This window comes from Granulicella pectinivorans (genome assembly GCF_900114625.1).
GTDB classification, from domain to species: Bacteria; Acidobacteriota; Terriglobia; order Terriglobales; family Acidobacteriaceae; genus Edaphobacter; species Edaphobacter pectinivorans.
In genome coordinates this window covers 761452-784014 of the sequence record NZ_FOZL01000001.1, presented here as the reverse complement: position 1 = coordinate 784014, position 22563 = coordinate 761452, and the positions used below count along the sequence as shown (strand labels likewise).

Annotated in this window: 23 protein-coding genes; 19 read left to right on the top strand and 4 right to left on the bottom strand. The window is 61.1% G+C overall.

What is annotated here, in order from left to right; genetic code table 11:
• Positions 1–24 precede the first annotated feature (24 nt).
• The gene (gene mltG, locus BM400_RS03050) at positions 25–1005 is read right to left on the bottom strand and encodes an endolytic transglycosylase MltG (RefSeq protein ID WP_089836518.1); all 981 of its coding nucleotides are present in this window, start codon (positions 1003–1005) and stop codon (positions 25–27) included.
• 126 nt (positions 1006–1131) lie between these two features.
• Here mltG and BM400_RS03045 point away from each other — a divergent pair, with 126 nt between their 5' ends.
• From BM400_RS03045 to BM400_RS03030, 4 genes are read left to right on the top strand one after another with little or no spacing between them, the layout of a single operon-like run.
• Positions 1132–1644, top strand: coding sequence for a GreA/GreB family elongation factor (locus BM400_RS03045; protein WP_089841423.1), 513 nt, complete (start codon positions 1132–1134; stop codon positions 1642–1644).
• A gap of 46 nt (positions 1645–1690) precedes the next feature.
• On the top strand, positions 1691–2326 hold the full coding sequence (locus BM400_RS03040; protein WP_089836516.1) for a CDP-alcohol phosphatidyltransferase family protein: 636 nt from the start codon (positions 1691–1693) through the stop codon (positions 2324–2326).
• A 9-nt stretch (positions 2327–2335) separates the two neighbouring features.
• Positions 2336–3457 carry a tRNA guanosine(34) transglycosylase Tgt gene (gene tgt / locus BM400_RS03035; protein ID WP_089836514.1) on the top strand — a complete coding sequence of 374 codons (1122 nt, stop codon included), beginning with the start codon at positions 2336–2338 and terminating at the stop codon, positions 3455–3457.
• The gene (locus BM400_RS03030) at positions 3457–5139 is read left to right on the top strand and encodes a hypothetical protein (RefSeq protein ID WP_141223789.1); all 1683 of its coding nucleotides are present in this window, start codon (positions 3457–3459) and stop codon (positions 5137–5139) included. Before tgt ends, BM400_RS03030 begins: the two co-directional genes overlap by 1 nt.
• A 70-nt stretch (positions 5140–5209) precedes the next feature.
• On the opposite strand, the gene BM400_RS03025 is transcribed toward BM400_RS03030, so the two are convergent.
• A complete protein-coding gene (locus BM400_RS03025; protein ID WP_089836510.1) occupies positions 5210–5728 on the bottom strand; it encodes an Hsp20/alpha crystallin family protein in 519 nt (172 codons plus the stop codon).
• Between the two features lie 135 nt (positions 5729–5863).
• A complete protein-coding gene (locus tag BM400_RS03020; protein ID WP_089836508.1) occupies positions 5864–6373 on the bottom strand; it encodes a heme-degrading domain-containing protein in 510 nt (169 codons plus the stop codon).
• Positions 6374–6555: 182 nt separating this feature from the next.
• Here BM400_RS03020 and BM400_RS03015 point away from each other — a divergent pair, with 182 nt between their 5' ends.
• On the top strand, positions 6556–7965 hold the full coding sequence (locus BM400_RS03015; RefSeq protein ID WP_089836507.1) for a DUF5666 domain-containing protein: 1410 nt from the start codon (positions 6556–6558) through the stop codon (positions 7963–7965).
• Positions 7966–8038: 73 nt separating this feature from the next.
• Here the strand turns inward: BM400_RS03015 and BM400_RS03010 are convergent, their stop codons facing one another.
• Entirely contained in the window at positions 8039–8356 is a 318-nt protein-coding gene (locus BM400_RS03010; protein WP_089836505.1) for an RcnB family protein, read from the bottom strand.
• 217 nt (positions 8357–8573) lie between these two features.
• Between BM400_RS03010 and BM400_RS03005 the strand changes: the two genes are divergently transcribed.
• From BM400_RS03005 to BM400_RS02940, 14 genes are all read left to right on the top strand, one after another.
• Positions 8574–10502, top strand: a complete 1929-nt coding sequence (locus BM400_RS03005) for a phospholipase C (protein ID WP_089836503.1) — start codon at positions 8574–8576, stop codon at positions 10500–10502.
• Complete coding sequence (locus BM400_RS03000) at positions 10499–11497, top strand: type 2 periplasmic-binding domain-containing protein (RefSeq protein WP_175528841.1); 999 nt, start codon at positions 10499–10501, stop codon at positions 11495–11497. The genes BM400_RS03005 and BM400_RS03000 overlap by 4 nt, the downstream gene beginning before the upstream one ends.
• Before the next feature lie 153 nt (positions 11498–11650).
• Positions 11651–13057: an APC family permease gene (locus tag BM400_RS02995; protein WP_175528840.1), complete on the top strand. Its 1407-nt coding sequence runs from the start codon at positions 11651–11653 to the stop codon at positions 13055–13057.
• A gap of 7 nt (positions 13058–13064) precedes the next feature.
• Positions 13065–14774, top strand: coding sequence for an amidohydrolase (locus BM400_RS02990; RefSeq protein WP_089836498.1), 1710 nt, complete (start codon positions 13065–13067; stop codon positions 14772–14774).
• A 55-nt stretch (positions 14775–14829) separates the two neighbouring features.
• Positions 14830–15531: a TIGR03435 family protein gene (locus BM400_RS02985; RefSeq protein ID WP_175528839.1), complete on the top strand. Its 702-nt coding sequence runs from the start codon at positions 14830–14832 to the stop codon at positions 15529–15531.
• Entirely contained in the window at positions 15528–15764 is a 237-nt protein-coding gene (locus BM400_RS22725; RefSeq protein WP_089836493.1) for a TIGR03435 family protein, read from the top strand. Before BM400_RS02985 ends, BM400_RS22725 begins: the two co-directional genes overlap by 4 nt.
• Positions 15765–15933: 169 nt before the next feature.
• The gene (gene yajC / locus BM400_RS02975; protein WP_089841421.1) at positions 15934–16245 is read left to right on the top strand and encodes a preprotein translocase subunit YajC; all 312 of its coding nucleotides are present in this window, start codon (positions 15934–15936) and stop codon (positions 16243–16245) included.
• Between the two features lie 121 nt (positions 16246–16366).
• On the top strand, positions 16367–17986 hold the full coding sequence (secD, locus tag BM400_RS02970) for a protein translocase subunit SecD (RefSeq protein ID WP_089836491.1): 1620 nt from the start codon (positions 16367–16369) through the stop codon (positions 17984–17986).
• Positions 17987–18050: 64 nt separating this feature from the next.
• Positions 18051–19007: a protein translocase subunit SecF gene (gene secF / locus BM400_RS02965; RefSeq protein WP_089836490.1), complete on the top strand. Its 957-nt coding sequence runs from the start codon at positions 18051–18053 to the stop codon at positions 19005–19007.
• A 120-nt stretch (positions 19008–19127) separates the two neighbouring features.
• Positions 19128–19871: an energy transducer TonB gene (locus BM400_RS02960; RefSeq protein WP_089836488.1), complete on the top strand. Its 744-nt coding sequence runs from the start codon at positions 19128–19130 to the stop codon at positions 19869–19871.
• 128 nt (positions 19872–19999) lie between these two features.
• On the top strand, positions 20000–20743 hold the full coding sequence (locus BM400_RS02955) for a MotA/TolQ/ExbB proton channel family protein (protein ID WP_089836486.1): 744 nt from the start codon (positions 20000–20002) through the stop codon (positions 20741–20743).
• A 222-nt stretch (positions 20744–20965) separates the two neighbouring features.
• Entirely contained in the window at positions 20966–21412 is a 447-nt protein-coding gene (locus BM400_RS02950; protein ID WP_089836485.1) for an ExbD/TolR family protein, read from the top strand.
• 92 nt (positions 21413–21504) lie between these two features.
• Positions 21505–21939 (top strand): ExbD/TolR family protein, encoded by a 435-nt coding sequence (locus tag BM400_RS02945; RefSeq protein WP_089836483.1) that lies wholly within the window; start codon positions 21505–21507, stop codon positions 21937–21939.
• A 175-nt stretch (positions 21940–22114) separates the two neighbouring features.
• The gene (locus BM400_RS02940) at positions 22115–22546 is read left to right on the top strand and encodes an ExbD/TolR family protein (protein ID WP_089836481.1); all 432 of its coding nucleotides are present in this window, start codon (positions 22115–22117) and stop codon (positions 22544–22546) included.
• The last annotated feature ends 17 nt before the right edge of the window (positions 22547–22563 follow it).

Sequence of the window (22563 nt, the reverse complement as noted above, 5' to 3'; positions counted from 1 at the left end):
GTATCCCACAGTCTTTTGCCTTTCTTACCTTCCACCCGCTGCCCGGTAGCTCTTCACGTTCGCCTGATGCCCTTCCAGCGTGGGCGAAAACTTCGTGTGACCATTCGCATCCGCCACAAAATAAAGGTTATCGGTCTCGGTTGGGTTCATCGCAGCCTTCAGAGCGGCCACCCCCGGATTGCAGATTGGCCCCGGCGGCAGGCCCTTCGTCTTATAAGTGTTGTACGGCGAATCGAAGTCCAGATCCGACCGGTAGATTGTCCCGCGCCACCGCCCGTTCAGCAGGGCCGCGTACACGACTGCCGGGTCCGTCTGGAGCGGCATACCCAGCTTCAGACGGTTCACGAACACACCTGCCACCATGGGTCGTTCGCTGTCGACGCTCACCTCCTTCTCCACCAGTGAGGCCATCGTCACCGTCTTGCCCACATCCACCCGTCCCGCGACCAGCCCGATCTTCGCCGCGCGGTCTGTGAAGCGCTTCACCATCACCCGCAGCATCTGCTCTTCAGTGGCGTGTGGAGAAAACTTGTACGTATCGGGAAACAGGTATCCCTCCACAGAGGTCGCGCCGGGGGACCAGGCGGCCACCAGCTCTGTATGCTTTCGCGCGGCTGCCAGGAAGTCCGCCGCCGTTCCCAGCTTCGCCGCCTCCATTGCTGCGGCCACGTCGAAGAGGTTGAACCCCTCCGGAATCACGATGGTCCGGGTAAAGAAGTCGCCCTTCACCAGCCGGGCGTACACCTCGGTCATCGGCGCCGGATGGTCGAACCGGTACTCACCCGCCCGCAGTCTTCCGCCCTTCACTAGCCGCAGCAGGTCGAAGCCATACTGGCTCCGGATCACGCCTGCCTGCTCCAGTTGAGCCGCGATCGCCTCACTGCCTGTTCCGCTCGGGATATCGACGAACGTCTCCGTGGACGGTCCTGCCGGCACCACCATCCAATACCCGACCACCGCACCCGCGATCACCACCAGCAGAAGAAGGAACTTGAAAAATCGCACCCAGCACCTCGCCAAAACATTCTACGTTCAGATGCAAGGACGCCCTTCACGACCGCCCTGCGCGCAGCGAACCCGTCCGGCAGGACAATCGCCGTTATAATGAAGTTTTCATCCACGGAAGGCAACATGCCCGAAAAAATCAAAGCCCGTCTCGCCGAACAGATCAAGGCACTCGAGTACGAGCTCACCACCGAACTCCCCGCCGAGATCAAAAAGGCCGTAGCCCTCGGTGACCTCTCCGAGAACGCCGAATACCACTCCGCCAAGCAGCGCCAGGAGTTCGTCAACGCCCGCCTCGGCCAGCTCAAGAAGCGCATGGGCGAGCTCGCCATGGTCAACCTGACCAACATCCCCAACGACAAGGTAGGCTTCGGCTCGGCCGTCACGGTCTTCGACTCGTCCAAAGACGAGACCATCCGCTACAAGCTCGTCACGAGCGAAGAGTCCGACGTCTCCAAGGGACTCATTTCGACGACCTCGCCCATTGGCCGGTCGTTGCTAGGAAAAGAAGTCGGCGACACGGCAACGGTTGTCACCCCCAACGGCAAGCGCGAGCTCGAAGTCCTCAAGCTCTACACCATCCATGATCTCGACCCCGACGAACCCGTCGAAGTCACCGAGATTCCCGAAGTCAAATAGATTTGCGGGCGCTAAGCCCTGGGCCCCGTACTTTTCTCTCTTTTCTATGACCTGGACACGCGCATTCGGTAAGGGCAGCGGCTGGCTGCTGCAGAAGATCGTCAACGGCTTTGCGCTGTCGAAGATCTCCCCCAACACCCTGACCTTCATCGGGCTCATCATCAATGTCGTTGCCGCGATCTTCTTCGGTTACGCCCGTGCCGAAAACAAAGATCGCATGTTCGTCTACGCCGGCCTGGTCATCATTGGTGCTGGTCTCTTCGACATGGTCGATGGCCGCGTCGCCCGCCAGACGAACCAGGTCTCGGTCTTCGGTGCCTTCTTCGATTCCGTCCTCGACCGATACTCCGACGTCGCCCTCTTCTTCGGGCTGCTGGTCTACTACGCGCGCGGCAATCGCTTCTTCTACGTGGTCCTCGTGGCCTTCTGCATGACCGCGTCGCTGATGGTGTCCTACACCCGTGCGCGCGCCGAAGCCCTGATCGGAACCTGCAAGGTCGGCTTCATGGAGCGCCCCGAGCGCATCGTCCTGGTCATTATCGGAGCCTTGTTCAACCATTGGGGCGTCATGGCCCCGGCGTTGTGGACCCTGGCCCTCTTTTCGACGATTACCGTGATCCATCGCATCCGCTACACCTACAACGAGACCGAACGCCGCAAACTCCTCATCGCCAGCCAATAGACTAGTGGGATGGATTTGACGTTTGACGTTTTGAAGACGAGCGAGGCGGGTGGACGGCGTGCTGTCCTCGGGCTCCCGCATGGGGACGTGCAGACGCCCGTGTTTATGCCGGTGGGCACCGTCGCCTCGGTGAAGGCCGTTCCGCAGGATGTGCTGGAAGTGAATGGGGCCAATGGCAAGGGCGCGCAGATCATTCTTGCCAACACCTACCACCTGTATCTCCGTCCCGGGCATGAACTGGTCCGGCGGATGGGGGGCGTGCATCAGTTCATGAGCTGGCGTCGGCCCATGCTGACGGACTCAGGCGGATTTCAGGTATTCAGCCTCAAGGGCCTCAGGAAGATCTCGGAAGAGGGCGTGGAGTTTCGCTCGCATCTCGATGGGGGGAAGCACTTCTTCTCGCCGGAACACTCGATGGGAGTGCAGATCGCGCTCGGTGCGGACATCATGATGGCCTTCGACGAGTGCGTGGAGACCCCGGCGACGTGGGAGCGCACGCGCGAATCGATGGGCCTGACGCACCGCTGGGCGGAGCGCTCGAAGGCATACTTCGAGGAGCACAAGACGGAAGTCCCCTGGTTCGAGGCACGCGGCGGAAGGACGCAGAGTCTCTTCGGCATCGTACAGGGGGGCATGTACGCGGACCTGAGGAAGGAGTCGGCGGAGAAGATGGTGGAGATTGGCTTTCCAGGATATGCGATCGGCGGCCTTGCGGTGGGTGAGCCGCGCGAGGTGACGCGCGAGATGATTGCGCGCACCCTCGAACATCTGCCGAAGGATAAGCCGCGTTACGTGATGGGGGTCGGCTATCCGGATGAGATCGAGGAGTATGCGCGCATGGGGGTCGACATGATGGACTGCGTGCTGCCGACCCGTGCAGGACGCCACGGGCTTCTGTTTGCGCGGGTGGACGGGAGAATTGAGCGGCTGAACATCAAGAAGAAGGAGTTCGCCGAGGACCAGGGTCCGATCGACGAAACATGCGCATGCATGGTGTGTCAGCGGTATACGCGGGCTTATCTGCGTCACCTGTATGCGGCGCAGGAGCCGTTGAGCGCGGTGCTGAACTCGATCCATAATCTGGCGTTTTATCTCGACACGATGGAGAGGGTTCGAGGGGATCTGGCGTGATGCCTGACCGCTGGAGGAAGCCCAGGAGGCGCTCGCTGCGGTCGGTGATGGCTACCTGCATGCTGGGTGGTGCCGTCGTCCTTGCCGTGCCTTATTTCGTTCCGGTACCGCCCTCGGTGGGCGACTCGTACGCGCTTGGGTTCAGCAACAAAGCGGCATGGATGCTGTTTCTGGCGTTCGCGGCGGTGTTCTGCTGGTGGCGAGGAGAGATCGAGCCGGACGCGGGCACCATGGAGATGGCGCCGCTGGGCCGAAAGCAGCTCCTGTGGGCGCTTGGGCTGACGCTTGTGACGCAGGTTGCGCTCTGGTGGTACGGCGCGCGGTTCGGGCCCCAGTTCGAGGCGCCGTACCTCATGGACCGTCTGGGGCACCTGGCGGAGGGCCGCAAGGTCTTCGCGGACTTCGAGTTCGCCTACGGCGCAGGACTGCTGTACGTGCCGCTATGGCTGAGCCGGGGGCTGAAGGTCTCGCTGCTGAACGGGTACCTGCTGTCGCTGGTGTTGGAAAATCTACTCGGCGTGGCGATGTTCTGGGCAGTGGCGAAGGAGCTGGCCAGGGGATCCAGACATGCGCGGGCGATCTTCTGGCTGGTCTACGGCACGATGTTCGTCTGGGCGATTCTGTTCGGGGCTCAGTACACCCCGATGCGGTACTGGATGGGGCCATGGCTGGCGATGTCCATCTATCGGCTTGGCCTGGAACGAGGCCGTTATGCAGCGGCGCTCTGCGTGGCGCTGGCGTCGGTCGGCCTGCTCCTGTTTGTCTCGCCGGAGCAGGGCGTGGCGCTGCTTGCTGGAACCCTCTTGTTCGGCGCGTTGTTCCTGCATGGGCGCAGGGTTTGGTTGGGACTGGTTCTGGTTGGGCTTGGTGGAGTGGGCATGGTGTGGGAGCTGTACCGGCTGGGCGGCCTGGATACGGCAATGGCGATGGCTTCCGGCGGATATGGGGTCCCGGTGACCCCCGCGCCCTACCTCGTTCCTGGGATCGGCCTGATGCTGGCCGCAGGATGCATGTTGGTGGAGGCGGTACGGCGCAGGGCACAGGGTTCGATCGGCCTCTACGTCGTCTGCTGCGGGGTGTTCTGCGTGCCGGCGGCGTTCGGGCGGTTCGATGTCATTCATTTCCTGGCCAATCTTTCGGCGGTAACCCTGGTAGGGTGGTTTGCGGTCGCGCGGAAGGAGCGCTATTGGTGGTGGGCATGGCGGGGTTATGCGGGGTTGGCCCTGACGCTGTTAGCGCCCACGGCTGTTATCGGAGCCTGGTGGCTGGGCAGCCAGTGGGTGAAGGCGGAGCAGCATCCGCTGCCCGTGGTGAGGCCAGAGGGGCCGCGGATGTATGCCCCGTTCGGCGAGATCGCTCCCTGGCCGGATGGCAGGATAGCCCGAGTGGATACGGGCCGGTTCTATGGATTGGAAAACGTAATGAACCCCCAGCAGGTGCGGGAGAAGGTCGAGGAGCTGCGCGGGCAGGGACAGGCTCCAATCGTGACAGTGGACAGGAGTTGCGTGGCACACTCGACGCGTCTGGGTGTGATGCACGTGACGTACGGCCTCTACGCGAAGGCTCCTCTCCGGGAGTCGCATACGATGGATCCGATCTGCGACGAACTGCGGACGCACTACGAGCCCGTGTCGGGTGGCCAGCTACCGGGTGGGTTCAAGATCGTGGTGCGGAAGCCCTAGCGACCGTCACGGAAAAGAACGAGGGCAGAGCCCGCATGGCTCTGCCCTCGTTCTCAATCTCGTGATTCGGTCAGGCGGCGGTGCTTGCCTCGACTTGTTTGGCCTCGGCTTTCGGTGCGGAGAGCTCCACCTTGATCTGGCGCGGCTTGGCCTCGGCCTTCTTCGCGATGGATACCGTCAGAACCCCGGCGTCGTACTGCGCGGTGATCGCGTCGGTATCGACGGTCGGGGGCAGGGTGAAGGTCCGGGTAAACGAACCGTAGCGGCGCTCAATCCGGTGGTAGTTCTCCTCCTTGCGGTTGGACTCGAAGTTGCGCTGGCCCTTGACGGTCAGGGTCTGATTCTCGATGTGAATATTGAGGTCTTCCTGCTTGACCCCAGGTGCCTCCACATGGAGCACGAGATGCTGATCGTCTTCGAAGATATCGACGGCGGGGATGAAGCTGCCGGAGGCGAGGCTCTCGGAGAGGCTCATCTCGGGGGTGTCATTCCGCGTGAACTCCTGGAAGACGGAGTTGAGACGGTTCTGCAGGACGGCGACATCGTGGAGCGGGGAACGGAACGGAACAAATCGAGCCAGAGTGGTCATGGTGAAGTTTCCTCACAAGTCAGGTTTTTGTGGAGGGGATTCGTCACCCTCCATTTGCTACGTGAGATGATTCTGGCGCTGAAAAGGATTCATGTCAAGAAGAAAATATGATGGAAGTTCACTCACATCCGGGGCTCAACGCAGACGCAGAGCTTTATAGTCGTGGCCAAGGTGCCGGCACAGAGCTTCCACGATCAGTTCGTGGTCTTCGCGGGAGGTAAGGCCGGAGACGGTGATCGCTCCAACGACGCCACCGGCGGCGGGCACCGCGATAGGAAAGGAGCCTCCGTGGGTGGCATACTGGCTTGCCGGCAGGGCGTGGCGCTGGGTAAGGGTCTGTCCCTGGGCTTCGAGGCGGAGGCCAACCGCATAGGAGCTGCGATGGTAGCGGCCCACGACGTTCGATTTGCGCCGGGCCCAACGGGCGTTGTCCGGGGTCGTTCCGGGCAGCGCGGCGTAGAAGAGAGGCTGGATTGGCCGGCCGAAGCGACGGATGTCGATGACGAGGACATAATGGCGTTCGACGGCCATGGCATGGAGCATGGAGCCGAGCGTCCAGGCAACGGAGGCGTCGAACTGCTCCAGGGTGAGGGTCTGCTCCTGCAGGAGAATGTGGGCGGCGTCTTCGGCGGGTGTGGGAGGCATGGAAACAGGGTACAGGGCTTGGAGGGGCACCTGAAAATAATCTCAAGGCGGGTGTAACCGCTTTTCTGCCGTTCGGCCACTAATCGGCTGTCGAGGGCATGCTGCTGATTTTGCGTGGGTTGCTCCCCTGTGTGGAGGCGATCGCATGCGCAGGCGTGCCATTGCGGCATGGAGGGTGTGCGATGGTGAAGAGGACGAAAACGATGGAAGCGCTGTTGGCTGGAGCTACAGCCGCGTCGATGATTCTGGCGGGTTGCAACTCGGCCGTGACGGCGCTGACGGGCGGAACGGCGGTGACGGGGAATACGACGGCCACCTCTGCCCTGATGACGGACGCTCCGGGCGACCAGGTGGTGGCGCTGGGGCTCACGGTCAACGGCATTCGGATGTACGACGCGAGCGGCAAGTACGCCGACGTGTTGACGAGCCCAGTGACGATCGAGGCGTCGCATCTCGACGGCGTCGATGAGCCGCTCAAGGCCGCACTGTCGATCCCGCAGGATACCTATACCTCGGCGGTCATCACCGTTTCGAGCCCCACCGTGAGCTACGTCGATCCGGCGACAAAGAAGGTGGTGCAGGCAACGACCGTGCTGGCCTCGGCGACCGATACGGTTACGTTTTCGACTCCGATTACCGTGACGGCGACCTCCACTCCGCTCTGCTTCGATCTGATGGTGGGCCAGTCCGTGGCGCTCTCTGGCACCATGGCGACGGTGACGCCGGTCTTCGATGTACGGGCGATTCCGCTGGCTTCGAACCCGACCAATGGCGGCAACGGAAAGCTGGACGACATCCATGGGGCGGTGGTCTCGGTGAGCGGTACGACCCTGATTCTTGCGACGCCGAATGCGACGCAGGTAACCATTACGACGAATGCGAGTACGGTGCTCCAGGGCTTCAGTTCCCTATCCGCACTGACGGTAGGCTCCCTGGTGGATGTCGACCTTGTGCAGCAGACGTCTGGAACGCTGCTCGCCGCGCGCATTCATCGCGTACCTGGGATAGCGGCGAACGAGTTGGTGGGCCTGGTGACGGCTACGACAGGTAGTCCGGTGACGAGCTTCACCCAGACCGTGCGGCAGTGGATCGGGCCAGGCACAGCCGGAACGATCGCCGGTACCAGCTACACGATCGCGGTGGCCAGCGGGACCACGTTTGCCACGTCGGCGAACTTCGGGACGCTGCCTTCCCTTCCTTTTACGCCTGTGTTCACAGCGGGAACGCTGTTTGCCGGGCAGAATGTGGAGGTCGATGCTTCGGCAGTGAGCGGTACGAGTGCCACAGCCGGAACCGTGACCCTGGTTCCCCAGACGATCGACGGCACGGTGGCGGCGATCTCGTCGCAGGGCGGCTTCACGGCTTACACGGTCACACTGAACGCGGGATCTTCCTTGGCTACTCTGACAGGGGCTACGTCGGTCGTCGTCTTCACCACTGCGTCGACGCAGATGATGAACAGTGCTTCGATTGTGGTGGGAGGTGCCGTCCGGTTCAACGGCTTGCTGTTTCTCGACGCCGGAGTACTCAAGCTGGTGTGTGGCGGAGCGATGGATGGTCCGGGTGCGCCGCCTCCGCAAAAGCACGGGTAGTCTGGCTACGGTCTGGAAGGGTGGGTGGAGATCCGTGGGGAGCGGGCCCTCCACCCTTTTCCATTAGTGGAGCTTAGTGAGCAGCCGAGGCGACGACGACCGAGGCGATCAGCCCGGTAGCGACCGCGGCCATCACATAGTTTCCATCCACCTGACGCCACTCATACCCGCGGCGTGGCGCGCTGAGATGGTAGGCGCGGTAGTCGATGCGCTGCCCACGGTTCCAGTCGTCATGATTCATCCGGTGGCCCTTCTGCCAGTCGTCATGGTGGACGTAACCGGCATGCGGATCGTCGTGGTGGTCGTCATGGTGATCCTGGGCGAAGGCAAGTCCGGCGCTGAGGGTAAGGGCGACGGTCGAGAGTGCAAGAGCCTTGCGAATGCGGTTCATGAGTATCTCCTGTTCCGTACGATTCGAGATATCGTGGCGGCGTTGTGCGTGTTTTCCCAAGGAAAACGCCCAAAACCGAAATCTGTTCCAGCGGCTAGGCGCGGTAGTGGACCAAATACAAGGTGAGGCTTTCCGAATCAGGCAGATAGAGAGCACCCCCCTCTGTGCGGTATCGTGATGGGATCGGTTTGTTTCAGGAGGATTAATTTTGAACAGGATGGCTTTCGGGCTGGCAGGGGCGATTGGGGTGGGTTTGGCGCTGACCGGTGCGGCGCGTGCGCAGGTGGAGATCGCTCCCCCCTCCAGCAAAGAGACGATGAAGATGGCCGGACCGGTCTCGGAGACGCTGTCCCATGATGCCAAACTGAAGTTGCTGCGGCAGAAGGTCAAGTACGTCTTCGTGTTATTCCAGGAGAACCGCTCGTTCGACTTTTACTTCGGCACCTATCCGGGTGCAGATGGACTCTACCCCAAGTCTGGCAAGGTTCCTGGGTTCGTGCAGCCCATTGTGAACGTGGACGGCACTGTGGGGACCATCTCGCCGTTCCGGATCCCGTCTTCGATCGTAGATAAGACCGGCAAGACGGTGCAGCTCTATCCAATGGACCTGGCGAGCGTGAATCATGCGCATGTGCCTTCGGTGAAGAAGTTGCATCTCGACGCAGAGAACGTCGCGGCGAACGACCGCTACTCGGTCACCGAAGAAGGCCTGGAACTGGATGCGAACGGCAAGCCGAACAAGTTCCCCACGCTCGCGCGCAAGCAGATGGGCGAGGTGGTGATGGGGCATATCGACTGCGATATGGCCCCATTTATGTGGCGGTGGGCAGATCGCTTCACGTTGTTCGATCACTTCATGGACACGGAGATTGGCCCTTCCACGCCGAACGCGATCGCCATGATCTCGGGGCAGGTCGGCGAGACGCAGTGGATGCTGCATCCCGAGGAGAAGGGTGTGCCGATGCTGGCCGATCCCTATCCCTACTGGGGTTCGAAGCTCGATCCAACCAAAGAGGGCAAGCAGCCACAGGTGAAGGCCTCGAGCAATCCTTCGCCGAACCTGACCTACGCGACCCTGCCCTTGTCGTTCATGGGCGATGCGATCGAGAAGACCACGGCCAAGGACCGCGACAAGGCATTCGATCTGCTCGACGTGAAGGAAGACATCGCCAAGATCGCTGGGCATGGCGTCGCGGCGGTGCCGTGGGGCTGGTACCAGGAGGGCTATGACCACGAGCCCTCCGATCTCGGCGCGGAAGCAAAGCACGCGGGCTATGTGGTGCATCACAACGCGCCGCAGTACTTCGGGTATATCTCGAACAATCCGGATGTGAACGCGCACATGCACGGTCTTGGAGACTTCTTCGCCGATATGAAGGCCGAGGCTCTCCCCAAGGGCGGCGGTGCATTCTATGTGCGCGGGGGCCAGGGCAATCTACATGGATACAAGCCGCTCGACCCGACGGTGAGTGTGCAGGACAAGTACTCCGGCGACGACGACCATCCGGGTTACTCGGACTCGCAGATCTCGGAGGCCCTGCTGGCGGAGGAGATCAACGCGATTGCCGCGTCGCCGTACTGGAAGGACTCGGTGATTCTGATCGCGTACGACGAAACGGATGGCTTATACGACCATGTGCGGCCCATCATCCGTTCTGCTGACCGGGTCGGTCTCGCACTGCACCAAGGGCCGCGGATTCCTTCGCTGCTTATCTCGCCCTATGGCGTGGCGCACGGCGTCTCGCATGAGCCGGTGGAACATAGCTCGATCATCAAGCTGGTGGATGAGCTGTTTGGTCTGATTCCGTTGGCGGACCTGCCCGACGAGATGAAGGGCCGGAAGATCGGCGAGGCACAGGGGCTGAAGAACATGGGGCCCGCCGATGACCTGGTCGCAGGGGTAGGGGATATGTTGTCGGGGTTCGACGATGCGCGGCTGACCGGCAAGAAGAAGCCTCTGCCTGGAAGCTACGCGATGATTCCGGCCGAGGAGCTGCCGAAGTTCCCGCACTTTGGCGGCGAGGGTTGCAAGGCGCTCGGGATCACGCCCACAGACTGGGGTAGGCCGAATCCGCTGCCCGCCGACTTCAACCCCCGTCCCGTAGATTCGCCGGGAATTCCGGCGGACGGGGGATGGAAGCCTTGAAGTTCCTTGTCGTTCTGCTGGCCTTGGCCGCGACCGCCGGTGCACAAACGCTGGAGAGGGTGAAGACCGCAAAGACACTCGTCTGCGGGCTGAACGAAGAGGATGGCGAGTACTCGCGGACGGACGATCATGGCACACGCGAGGCCTTCGACCGCGACCTGTGCAAGGCCGTCGCGGTCGCGATCCTCGGGCCTGCCGCGAGGACCGAGGTCAAGGTGTTCTCGGACGATGTCGACGCGATTGCGGCATTGAAGGCCGGAACCGTCGATCTTCTGCCCACCTCGCCGCTGGATTTTACGCACGCCACGGAGCCGGGTATTGGGTTGAGCGGGGTGGTGCTCTGGGATGGCGTCGGTTTCATGGTGCCCGTCACGTCCAAAGCGCAGCAGATGGAGGATCTGGGCGGCAAGAAGACCTGTGTGCTCGCGGAGACCGAGGTCGAGGACACCGTGAAGGCCTGGGTCCAGCGGAGTGGAGTCGCCCTGAACGTATTTCCGTTTACCGAAGAAGGCGAGATGGAGGCCGCGTTCGTGACGGGAACGTGTCCTGTGCTCGCCGGGGATCTGACGCGACTCGCCTCGACGCGGGCCGGCTTTGGGGAGATTGCGGGCAAATTCAAAGTGCTGCCCGGTGTGGTGTCGAAAGATCCCCTGGCGGCGGCGTATCTCGCTTCCGATCAGCGTTTTGGGCGAATCGTCGACTGGGTGGTGCAGGCGCTGATCGGGGCCGAGGAGATGGGGGTGGCGCAGGCTCATCCCGTGGGAGTCGCTGCCGAATGGGATTTGAACGAGCGGCGCCTGGCAGGCAAGACGCATGACCTGGGGGACAGGCTTGGACTTCCCGACGATTGGGCGGTGCGGGTGGTCGAGGCCGTGGGGAACTATGGCGAGATCTACGAGCGGGATCTCGGGCCTAAGACCGAAATGGGCCTGCTGCGGGGATGGAACCGGTTGGGACGCGATGGCGGCTTGATGGTAGCGTTGCCGTTGAAGTAGATGCTCTCTATCGTGATACATCGCAGGAGTTGTTTCAACTGACAAAGTGTTCCGCCAGGTCGATGACCTGCCTGGATTGGTGGATTGGGCGACTGACCTGTAGCGATCGTGGGACTGGGTTAGACTGAGCCAAAACATCTACGGGGTGGCGGCTTGGTTGAGGCGGGGGAGCATGGGCTGAAACGGGAGTTGCGTCTGCGGGACCTCGTCCCCATGCAACTGCTTCTGGTCATCGGGGTCTCGTGGGCCGGAATCGCGGCGAAACAGGGTTCAACGCATCCTGCCATGTGGGTCGTGGGTGTTCTGTTCTTCTTCCTGCCGCAGGTAGCGGTGGTCACCTACTGCGCACAGCTCTGGCCCCTCGAGGGTGGGGTCTACCAGTGGGCGAAGCATGCGATCGGACCCATGGCTGGGTTTCTGAGCGCGTGGAACTACGGTCTGTACGCGGTGCTGCTCGTCTCATCGATCGGGATTCAAGCGGCGACCAGTCTGGCCTATGCGTTCGGCCCCAAGGCCGCGTGGATGGCGGATAGCCGCGGGCTCACATTCGGTTTGAATCTGTTTCTGTTCACCCTGATGCTCGGCGTGAACATCCCCGGAATGAAGCTCGGCAAGTGGGTCACCCACTTTGGGGCGGGCATGATCCTTATCGTGACGGCGACGCTCCTTCTGGTGCTCGTCTGGCACCCCGGAGCCACCGCAGCGCACCCGCACATCAGCCCGCAGAAGCCGTTTGTGCTGGCCTGGCCGGTCTTCACCGTCATGGCGATCAATCTCTACTTCAAAGTTGCTTTTAACGCGCTGTCGGGTCTTGAGCAGGTGGCGGTCTTCGCCGGCGAGACCAAGAACGCGGCCCGCTCGGTGATGCTGTCCGCGTGGATCGCAGCTCCCGCCGTGGTCGTGATCTATGTGCTCATGACAAGTTCCATGCTGACCTACACGCCAGCCTCCCAGATCGACCTGGCCGGTCCGATTCCGCAGGTGCTGGCGGCGGCTCTCGGCGTGGGTGTTGGCGCGTGGCTGGGGCGTGTCATGATCCTCGGGCTCATGCTCTATCTGATCGCCTCATACATCATGATCATGGCCGAGACGAGCCGGCTACCTCTTGTCGCGGGCTGGGACGATGTGCTGCCCGCCTGGTTCACGAAGCTTCATCCCCGTTACAGGACCCCGGTCCGGAGCCTGACCGTCATCGTCGGGCTGTCGGCGCTGGCCAGTGTGCTGGCTAGCGTGGGCGCGGGCCGGGAGGAGGCCTTCCAGGTTCTGCAGAACAGCAACCAGATCTGCTTCGGTGTCTACTACTGCGCGATGTTTGGCGTTCCGCTGGCGATGGCGTTCCGGCGTACGGAGAAGACGCCGGGATTCTGGATTCTGGTCAGTGCAGTCCTCGGCCTGATCGTCACGGTGGCGGAGGTCATTCTCGCAAACTTCCCGATCGTCGAGGTCAACAGCACGCTGGGGTTCGCGGTGAAGGTGCTGCTCACGGCGGTCGGGCTCAATCTGGTGGGCTTCTGGATTTACTGGCGAGGCACGCGAAAGCCTGAAGTGCTGGCGATATAGTGGCCGTATGTTTCCTCCAAGGTGTGCTGGCTGGCTTCTGATGGCGTGCGGTGTGGCGGGGGCGCAGACGCGTCCTGTCGCGGATATGGTTCTGGTACACGGTACGGTGTTGACCGTGGATGCGAAGGATTCGACGGCGCAGGCGCTGGCCGTGCGTGGTGGCCGGATCGTCGCGGTTGGGACGGATGCGGCGGTGATGCGTCTGGTGGGCTCTCACACGCAGATCGTCGATCTGAAGGGGAGAACGGCGACCCCAGGTCTGATCGACACGCATGGGCACTACGGCGAGGCAGGGTCGGACGACCTCTTCCACGTCACCCTGCCCGATGCCACCAGCATTGCGGAGATCGTACGCCGCGTGAAGGCACGAGTAGACAAGGCGAAGCCCGGAGAGTGGATCGTCGGCTTCGGATGGGACGAGGGCAAGCTGGCGGAGAAGCGATATCTCTACGCGTCGGACCTCGATGCAGTATCACCCAACAATCCGGTCGTCATGACGAACTCGACTGGCCACTACCTGACGGCGAACAGCGTCGCACTTCGACTGGCGAAGATTGCAGACGACACGCCAGACCCAGCAGGCGGGACGATCGACCGTGACGCGTCGGGCCATGTAACCGGGATCCTCAAGGAGAACGCTCTGCGCCCCATCTCCGCGCTCATTCCGCCCGCGACGCCCGCGCAGATGCGCGATGGAATCCTGATGGAGGCGGCAAACCTCCACAGCGAGGGCGTGACCGCGGTGAAGGATACGGCGTCCGAGCACGTCTGGGAGGCGTACCGGGATCTGAATCGCGAGGGAAGGCTCGATCTCCGGGTCTGCATGCTCTGGCGCGCCGGGCAGTCGATGGTTACGGCGAACGCGGTGCTCGCTCAGATGCGGGCCGCCTCGCCGGTAGAGAGGGTCTACGACGGGCGGTTGGCGACCTGCGGGGCGAAGATCTTCATGGACGGCAGCTCCATCGCGCGGACCGCCTGGAGCTACGACCCGTGGGACAAAGACGGTGTCGCGGACGGGACGAATACCGGCTACCCGGGCTTCGATCCCGAGGTCTACCGGTCGATGGTGCGGATGTTCCACCAGGCCGGCGTGAGTGTGGGCACCCATGCGATTGGGGATAAGGCCATCGACTGGGTGGTGGACACCTATGCGCAGGTCCTGAAGGAAAAACCGACGATCGGCCTCCGCGACTCGATCATCCACGCCTACCTTCCGACGCCCCACGCCACCGAGACGATGGCGATGCTCGAGGCGAAATATGACGCAGGATATCCCGAGGTACAGCCAGTCTTCCTGTACTGGCTGGGCAAAAGCATGCCGCCGAACTTCGGGCCGGAGCGGCTTGCCCGCACGATGCCCCTGAAGACCTACCTCGATCACGGAATCCGGTGGGGGGCCGGCTCCGACTACGCGGTTGCCCCGTTGGCACCACGGCTGGGAATATGGGCATCCGTCGAACGCGAGGTGATGGGAGGAGCGCATTCGTTTGGCACGGCGGAGGCGGTAGACGTTCACACGGCGTTGCGATCCTACACCGCTTGGGCAGCCCCGCTGATCTTTCTGGAGCGCGAGGTCGGAACCCTCGAAGTCGGAAAGCGCGCCGATATCGCAGTCTGGGACAAGAATCCCTATGCAATACCGGCTTCAGAGTTGAAGAATCTGCGCTGCGAGATGACCTTCGTCGATGGAAAAGTCGTGTTTACAAGGGCAAAGTGAAGACTTTTCCAGCGAAGGTGTTCTTGCCTCGTCTATCGTCACAAACGAGGCCACTATGAAGACTTTTGGTTTGGTGTGTTGGCTGCTTCTGGCGGTCACTGGAGCCTGGGCTCAGGTGCCTGACTGGCAGAAGGCTGCAGGGGGCAAGATGGCATTCGACGTGGCGACAAATCGGCCGACGAAGCCGGGCGAGTTCACTCCGCCGAGCTTCCCACTCGGCCCCGACGACTCCTACAAGCAGACAGGCGGAGCCTTCTCCGCAGATTTTCCGCTGATGGTCTACGTATCGTTTGCGTACAAGCTGCCGTACAGCCCCGATCAGACCAAATCGCTGAGGTCGCAACTGCCCAAAGAACTGGCTGAAGAAAAATTTACGATCAAAGCACGCGGCCCGGCGACGGCCACCAAGGACCAGATGCGTCTGATGATGCAGGATCTGCTGGCGGAGCGGTTCAAACTGGTGGTGCATTATGAAAAGAAGGAGCTTCCCGTACTTATCCTCACGCTGAAGAAGGCCGGGGTGACCGGGCCGAGGCTGATACCGCATACCAGCGGGCCGCCTTGCGTTGAGGAAGCGGGTGATGCCCAGCCAGCCCAGCCGAAAGACGTGTTCCCACCGCAGTGCGGGATTTACCAGGCCATGCTGACACAGTCGCGGATGCTCCATCTCGGGTCGCGCAACACGACGCTCGACCTGATGGCGGATGCACTCCCCGGCATCGGCCAGCAGGGCCGGACCATGATTGCCGGACCATGATTAACGAGACCGGACTGACCGGGAGGTATGACTTTACGCTCGAATGGGTGATGAACCAGGGTGACGTTCCGCCACCTCCGGGCGGATCGCCAGCCGCCGAATCGCCGGCCCAGCCGCAGGGACCGTCGTTTCTTGAGGCTCTGGACGAGCAGTTAGGGCTGAAACTGAGGTCCGGCAAGGCGACTGTGCCGCTCCTGATGGTGGATCACGTCGAGATGCCATCCGAAAACTAGGGCCGAGGGAGTTTTTGTGGATTTCTTGACATGAGAGAGCCGTTACGCGATGCTTAGGGGCTAGGCGCATTGCGTGGTCTGGCGCGGCGTTGCGCGTACGCAACCCGTCGTCCGGGCGGTTTGCCGGAGACGGACTTCCAGTCTTCAGATGTTGTTCCATGGAGTTTCGATGCTTGCGATGTTGATCCAGAGTCTGGGAGGCGGGGCGTTGGCGAACTATGGCCAGTTGCTTCTGCCGGTTGCATTCTTCGGTCTGCTGTACTTCCTGATGATCAAGCCCAACCAGGTAAAGCAGAAAAAGTGGGCCGAGATGTTGGCGCAGTTGAAGACCGGGGATAAGGTCGTAACGAACGGCGGAATCCGCGGAACGATTCTTTCGGTCAAGGACGACGTGATCGTCCTGAAGATTGCGCCGGATGGTTTGAAGCTGGAGTTTGTAAAGAGTGCGATCGCTTCGGTCACGACGGGCGAGGGTGCTTAGGCGGCTTCGGTGTGTGCAGGGAAAGTTTTGCAGTAAGATTCTGGCCGTCATTACGGATAAGGGAAATTAGGCAAACGCTTTCGCCGCGTTCGCGGTGAGAGCATGAGCCGATCAAGAGATTATGTTCAAGAATTCAGCCGGTAAGACGGCGTTCATCGTTGCGGTCATCGCGGTCTTTCTTTATGGGATCTTCTTTGGAGCCAACGCTCCTCGGACAGGCTCGGTCAAGACGCTGCTGGGCAAGAGCATTCACCTTGGTCTCGACCTCAAGGGTGGAGCGCATCTTGTGCTGAAGGTGCATGTGGACGAGGCAATCGCCTCGGCGACGGATCGTGACGTGGCGCGGTTGAAGGAGGCGCTGCTCGCCTCCGGCCAGACCGGCGTGACGGTGGGCAAGCTGGACGCCGCGCACCCCGAGACCATCTCGGTGACGGGCATTCCCGCCGGCAAGGGCAGCGATGTTCGCACGCTCCTCAATGGCACCGACTATGCGATCTATGATGTGTCCACCGCCGGCGATGGCGGCTACAAGCTGACGCTGAAGCAGTCGGCCATCAACGACCTTGAGGCACGCACGCTCGATACCGAGATCGAGACGATCTATGAGCGCGTCAACGCGCTCGGCGTCAGCGAGCCTACCGTGCAGAAGTATGGGCTCGGCGACAACGAGATCCTCGTTGAGCTGCCTGGCATCGACAACCTCGACCAGGTGCGGGATGCGATCTCGTCGACCTCGAAGCTTGCCGTTTACGCGGTGGTCAGCGGGCCTTATGAGAGCGACCAGGCCGCGCTGGCGGCACTCTCCGGCATTATTCCCCCGGACGACCAGCTCGTCCACGGCAGCGCCATGTCGGGCGGACCGGACCAGGTCTATCTCCTCGAGCGCGCCAGCCAGGTGGAAGGCACGGACTTCCGCGACGCGCAGTCTTCGACCGACATCAATGGTCGCCCCAACCTGAAGTTTTCGCTGACGACCGCCGCCGGCGACCGCTTCTACAAGTACACCAGCGCGCACTCGCGCGACAGCGCCAATCCCGGCTCGATGGCGATCGTCCTTGGCAACAAGATTCGTTCGGTGGCCTCCATCAACTCTGCCATTCGCGATCAGGGCGAAATCGAGGGTAACTTCTCGAAGGCCGAGGTCGACGAGCTCTCGCTCATGCTGCGCACAGGAGCTCTCCCGGCCTCATTCGACTTCCTCGAAACCCGCACGGTTGGACCGAGCCTCGGTGCTGCTTCCATCCGTCAGGGTGTGATCGCGGCGGTAGCCGGATTGCTCCTCGTGATGGTCTTCATGCTCGTGTATTACAAGGGCTCCGGCATCAACGCGGATCTGGCCCTGTTGCTCAACCTCATCATCCTGCTCGGCTTCATGGGCTTCTCGGGCGCGGTGCTCACGCTGCCCGGTATCGCCGGAGTCATTCTCACCATCGGTATGGGCGTCGATTCGAACGTACTCATTTTCGAGCGCATCCGTGAAGAACTTAGGGCGGGCAAGACGGCCGTCGGTGCCGTGAAGGAAGGCTTCGCGCACGCGTGGACGACCATCATCGATACGCACGTCACGACCATCGTCTCCGCGGCCATTCTGTTCCTCTTCGGAACCGGTCCGATCAAGGGCTTTGCGGTCACGCTGACGATCGGTCTGCTTTCGAACCTGTTCACGGCGGTGTTTGTGTCGCGGTTGATCTTCGACAAGCACCTTGAAGGCAAGGATCGTACGTTCGAGCTGTCGATTTAAAGAAAAAGCGGTACAACAAAAGTTTTTGCGGAGCCCGCTGAGGCTCTGCCAAGGATGACAAGACGTGGAACTGTTCCGGACAACAAATATCGACTGGCTGGGGAAGAAGTGGTTTTTCCTTGGTTTCTCTCTGATCTTCTCGGTAGCGGGTGTGCTTTCGCTGCTCTTCTGGCATCATCTTCCGCTTGGCGTTGACTTCAAGGGCGGCACCGAGATCACGGTGGGTTTCTCCAGTACACCCAATGAGGATCACGTCCGCGCCGCGCTCGCGGCTGCGGGCATCCACGACGCACGCGTCAAGCAGATCTCGGATCCGTCGGGCAACTCGGCGAATACCGAGGTGATCTCGCTCCCCGAACAGCAGGCGGAGTCGCAGCAGGATCAGGGCCGCGCCTCCATCGAGGCGGCTCTCTCGGCGAATTATCATGACTCCGCGTTCACCGTGCAGAAGGTTGACGTAGTTGGACCGACGGCCGGCAAGCAGCTTCAGAAGCAGGCCCTTTATGCGACGCTCTACTCGCTCATCGGCATGCTCATCTATCTCTGGTTCCGGTTTGAGCTCATCTACGGTGTTGCGGCGGTGGTTGCCGTGTTCCACGACACGCTCATTACCCTTGGTGCGTTTTCGCTCGCGAACAAAGAGATTGACCTGACGGTGATCGCGGCAATTTTGACCCTTGTGGGTTACTCGATGAATGATACGATCGTGGTCTTCGATCGCATCCGAGAGAACCTGGCAACCAACCGCCGGGAGCCTCTGGCCGCTGTGGTCAACCGGTCCATCAACGATACGTTGAGCAGGACTGTCATTGCGTCGGGCCTCACGTTCCTGACGGTGTTGAGCTTGTACCTCTTTGGCGGTGCGGTGTTGCATGGCTTCTCATTCGCGCTGGTTGTGGGCATCCTGATTGGAACGTACTCGTCGATCGCGGTCGCGGCACCGATGCTGGTGGCGTACCAGGACTGGCGGGCATCGAAGGGCAAGGCCGCTTCCCTGCCGGCAGGACGCTCCAAGGTCTAAACGCGATGGTTTCCAAGTGGACGTGGTTGCGGTAAAAATTTCCTGGAACCACCGGGAACAATATCGAAGTCCCCGGTGTCTAACGTTTGGTAGCTCTTTTCCTCAGTAAAGAGGTTGCCCATGTTTGAAAGTTCTTTGATGGAATCCGGCGGGCAGTTGAAGACCAAGTCCAAGTATTGGATGATTGGGACGTTTATCTTCAACGCTTCGATTCTCGCTGTGATGATCCTGATCCCGCTGCTGTATCCGGAAGCATTGCCGAAGACGGCAATGACCGCGATGCTGTCGGCTCCTCCGCCGCCTCCACCGCCTCCTCCTCCGCCGCCACCGGCGCAGATTGTGAAGCCGATCAAGATGGTCTCGGAGATCGACCAGGGCCTGCATGCGCCGACGAAGATCCCGAAGGACATCAAGATGCTGAAGGAGGACGCTGCTCCTCCTCCGCAGGTCGCTGGTGTCGCTGGCATGGGATCGATGGGCGGTTCTGCCGGCGGTGCGCTTGGCGGTGTGATGGGCGGCATCGGCAGTGGGCCACCGGTGGTGGTCAAGGCTGCTCCTCCGAAGCCGACCGGGCCGCAGCGCGTGTCGAGCGGTACGATGGCTGGTCAGCTGATCTCGCGTCCTGACCCGATCTATCCTCCGATCGCCAAGGCCGCTCACGTTTCGGGTGCTGTGGTGCTTCGCGCCATCATCTCGAAGACGGGAACGATCGAGAATCTGCAGGTTATCAGTGGGCCGGAGATGCTCCGGGCGAGTGCCATCGACGCGGTCAAGCGTTGGAAGTACAAGCCGTACCTGCTGAATAACGAACCGACCGAGGTCGATACGCAGGTCACCGTGAACTTCACCTTCGGCGGCGGCTAGGACAGAGCAGCGCTGACGCTCTTGGAACTCTCAGCAGGCAGGCCTTTGTCAGCACGTTACAGAGGTCTGCTGTCAGTTCAAACAACGACTTTATCAAACCGACCTAATCGGTCTGGAGGAAAGACTCAGTGATTCTCGCTCATCTCACCCAACTCGCTCACGTTCCCGCTTCCCTCGCCATGTTCTTCGACGATGCTCCGGCGGTCGGCTTCAGCCCCATGCAGCTCTGGGGCAATATGGGTAACCTTGCCCGCGCCGTCGTCATCATCCTGTTCATCATGTCGATCTGGTCGCTGGCCGTGATGATTGACCGCTACCTGTACTTCTCGGCAGCGCGTAAGCAGTCCCGCGAGTTTGCTCCCAAAGTTGCCGGCGCGCTCAAGGATGGCCGTCTGGACGAGGCGATCAAGATTGCCGATCGCTCCAAGAAGTCGCACCTTGCTGAAGTCGTCACCGCCGGTCTCCAGGAGTTCCGCTCCTTCGGTTCGGGTGGCAGCATCACCGAAGCTCAGGTCGAAAGCTCCAAGCGCGCCCTCGAGCGTTCTGAGGCAATCGTGCATGCCAAGCTGAAGCGCGGTCTCGGCGGTCTCGCCACGATCGGTTCCTGCGCACCGTTCATCGGCCTCTTCGGCACGGTAACCGGTATTCTCAACGCCTTCCAGGCTATTGCGACCCAGAAGTCCTCGGGTATCGGCGCAGTCGCCGGCGGTATCTCGGAAGCGCTCGTGACGACCGCCTTCGGTCTGCTCGTCGCTATCCCGGCCGTTATGACCTTCAACTACTTCACGAACAAGGTCGAAGCCTTCGACGTCGAGATGGACAACAGCTCGTCGGAACTGGTCGACTACTTCATCAAGCAGAGCCACCGCTAAACCCTGCGCGGTGCAAGAGCGCCGCGTGAGGATGTACCTCGCGAGAATCGAGAGTGGTCTGGATGCCGCAAGCGAGCGGCATCCAGGCTGACTCCGGACAGGCCGTCAAACAGCGCGCCTGGACGACCGAGGAGCAGTTGTTCAGCACAACGGAAGTCAGGCGAAGTCAATGAGGGCGACCTCTAACGGATCGGTCGTTTCTGCAGTCTGCGGAGTGAAGCAATGGGAATCGTAAAGCGCGACGAAGGTAAGAAAGTCAACTCGAACATCAACGTCACACCCATGGTAGACGTGATGCTTGTGCTGTTGATCATCTTCATGGTCATCACACCGATGTTGAACAACAAGGTCAACGTCGATCTTCCGAAGGCCGTCTCGGCCAAGGTGATGGAAGACGCGAACAAGGAAGACGCGGTTGTTGTCGCAGTCACTCGCGATGGCCGCACGTACCTCGGTGGCGATGTCGTCTCGCTGGACGATCTCGGCCCCAAGGTTGCGGCAAAGCTGGAAAAAAAGGTTGGCAGCAAGCAGGTGTACATGCGTGCGGACGTCCGCGCGAACTACGGCAAGGTAATGGACGCTGTTGACGGCGTTCGTTCCGCTGGAGTCAGCGAACTCGGCCTGTTGACCGAGAAGACGGACGAAGAAGCAGCACCGGCGAAGAAGTAAAAGATTTGTGGGCCGGGTAACCCCGGCTCCACGCAAGATAAGCAAGGACGGCATCTCCCAAGGGACTGCCGGGATTCTTCAGGAGGTTAGCTATGGCAATGGGTGGTGGAGGTACAGGCGGCGCGGTTTCTGAAATCAACGTAACCCCGCTCATCGACGTGCTACTGGTTCTTTTGATCATCTTCATGGTCATCGTGCCGGTGACTCCGAAGGGTCTTGACGCGCTGGTTCCCCAGCCGCCGAAGAACAAGACAAATGACACGCCTAACGACCGCACCATTGTCGTTCAGGTGCAGTCCAATGGAGCGGGTGAGCCCTCGTACAAGATCAACGAGACTGCCTTCAACAAGTCGGCCATCGAATCCCAGCTTGCGACCATCTTCGCCGCTCGCCAGGAGAAGGTGATGTTCGTCAAGGGTGACAAGGATCTGGACTTCGTCAAGATTGCCGAAGTCATCGACATGGGCCATCAGGCCGGCGTCGATAACATCGGTCTGATCACGCCTCGCGTTGAGGCTGGCCAGTAAGCAAGGTTTTCGTAAGGCTGTAGGACGGGCGTCGACCATGCTGTGGGAGGCGCCCGTTTCTGTCTCTAAAAGTTCTGATGTCAATGGCTGCATAAGCCCTGTGACCCGCTCTCGCGAGCTTCCGGTGGGCCGGATTCTTCTGACACACAGCCTCGAGCTGTGTACGGAGGTTGCTATGTCGATGCACGCGAGTGGAAATGGTGGAAGTGTCTCCGAGATCAACGTAACACCGCTGATCGATGTGCTCCTGGTCCTGCTGATTATCTTCATGGTCATTGTGCCGGTAGCGCCGAAGGGGCTCGCTGCAGAGGCTTTGCAGCCATCAAAGCACGAAGAGCCTCTCGGTCCCTCTGACCCGATTGTGGTTTCGGTGTTGTCGCGCCCGGACGGCGCAGTCAGCTATGAGATCAACGGCGCAGCTTTTTCAAAAAACAGCATCGAGGCGAAACTCGCGGAGGTGTTTGCCACCCGAGCGGAGAAGCAGATGTTTGTCAAAGGTGATGCGGATCTCGACTTTACAAAGATCGCCGAAGTCATTGACGATGCACACCGGGCTGGAGTCGACCAGATCGGAATCATCACGCCGGGAAGCGAAGCTAGCCGGTAAAGGCCCCTGTCGTGTAG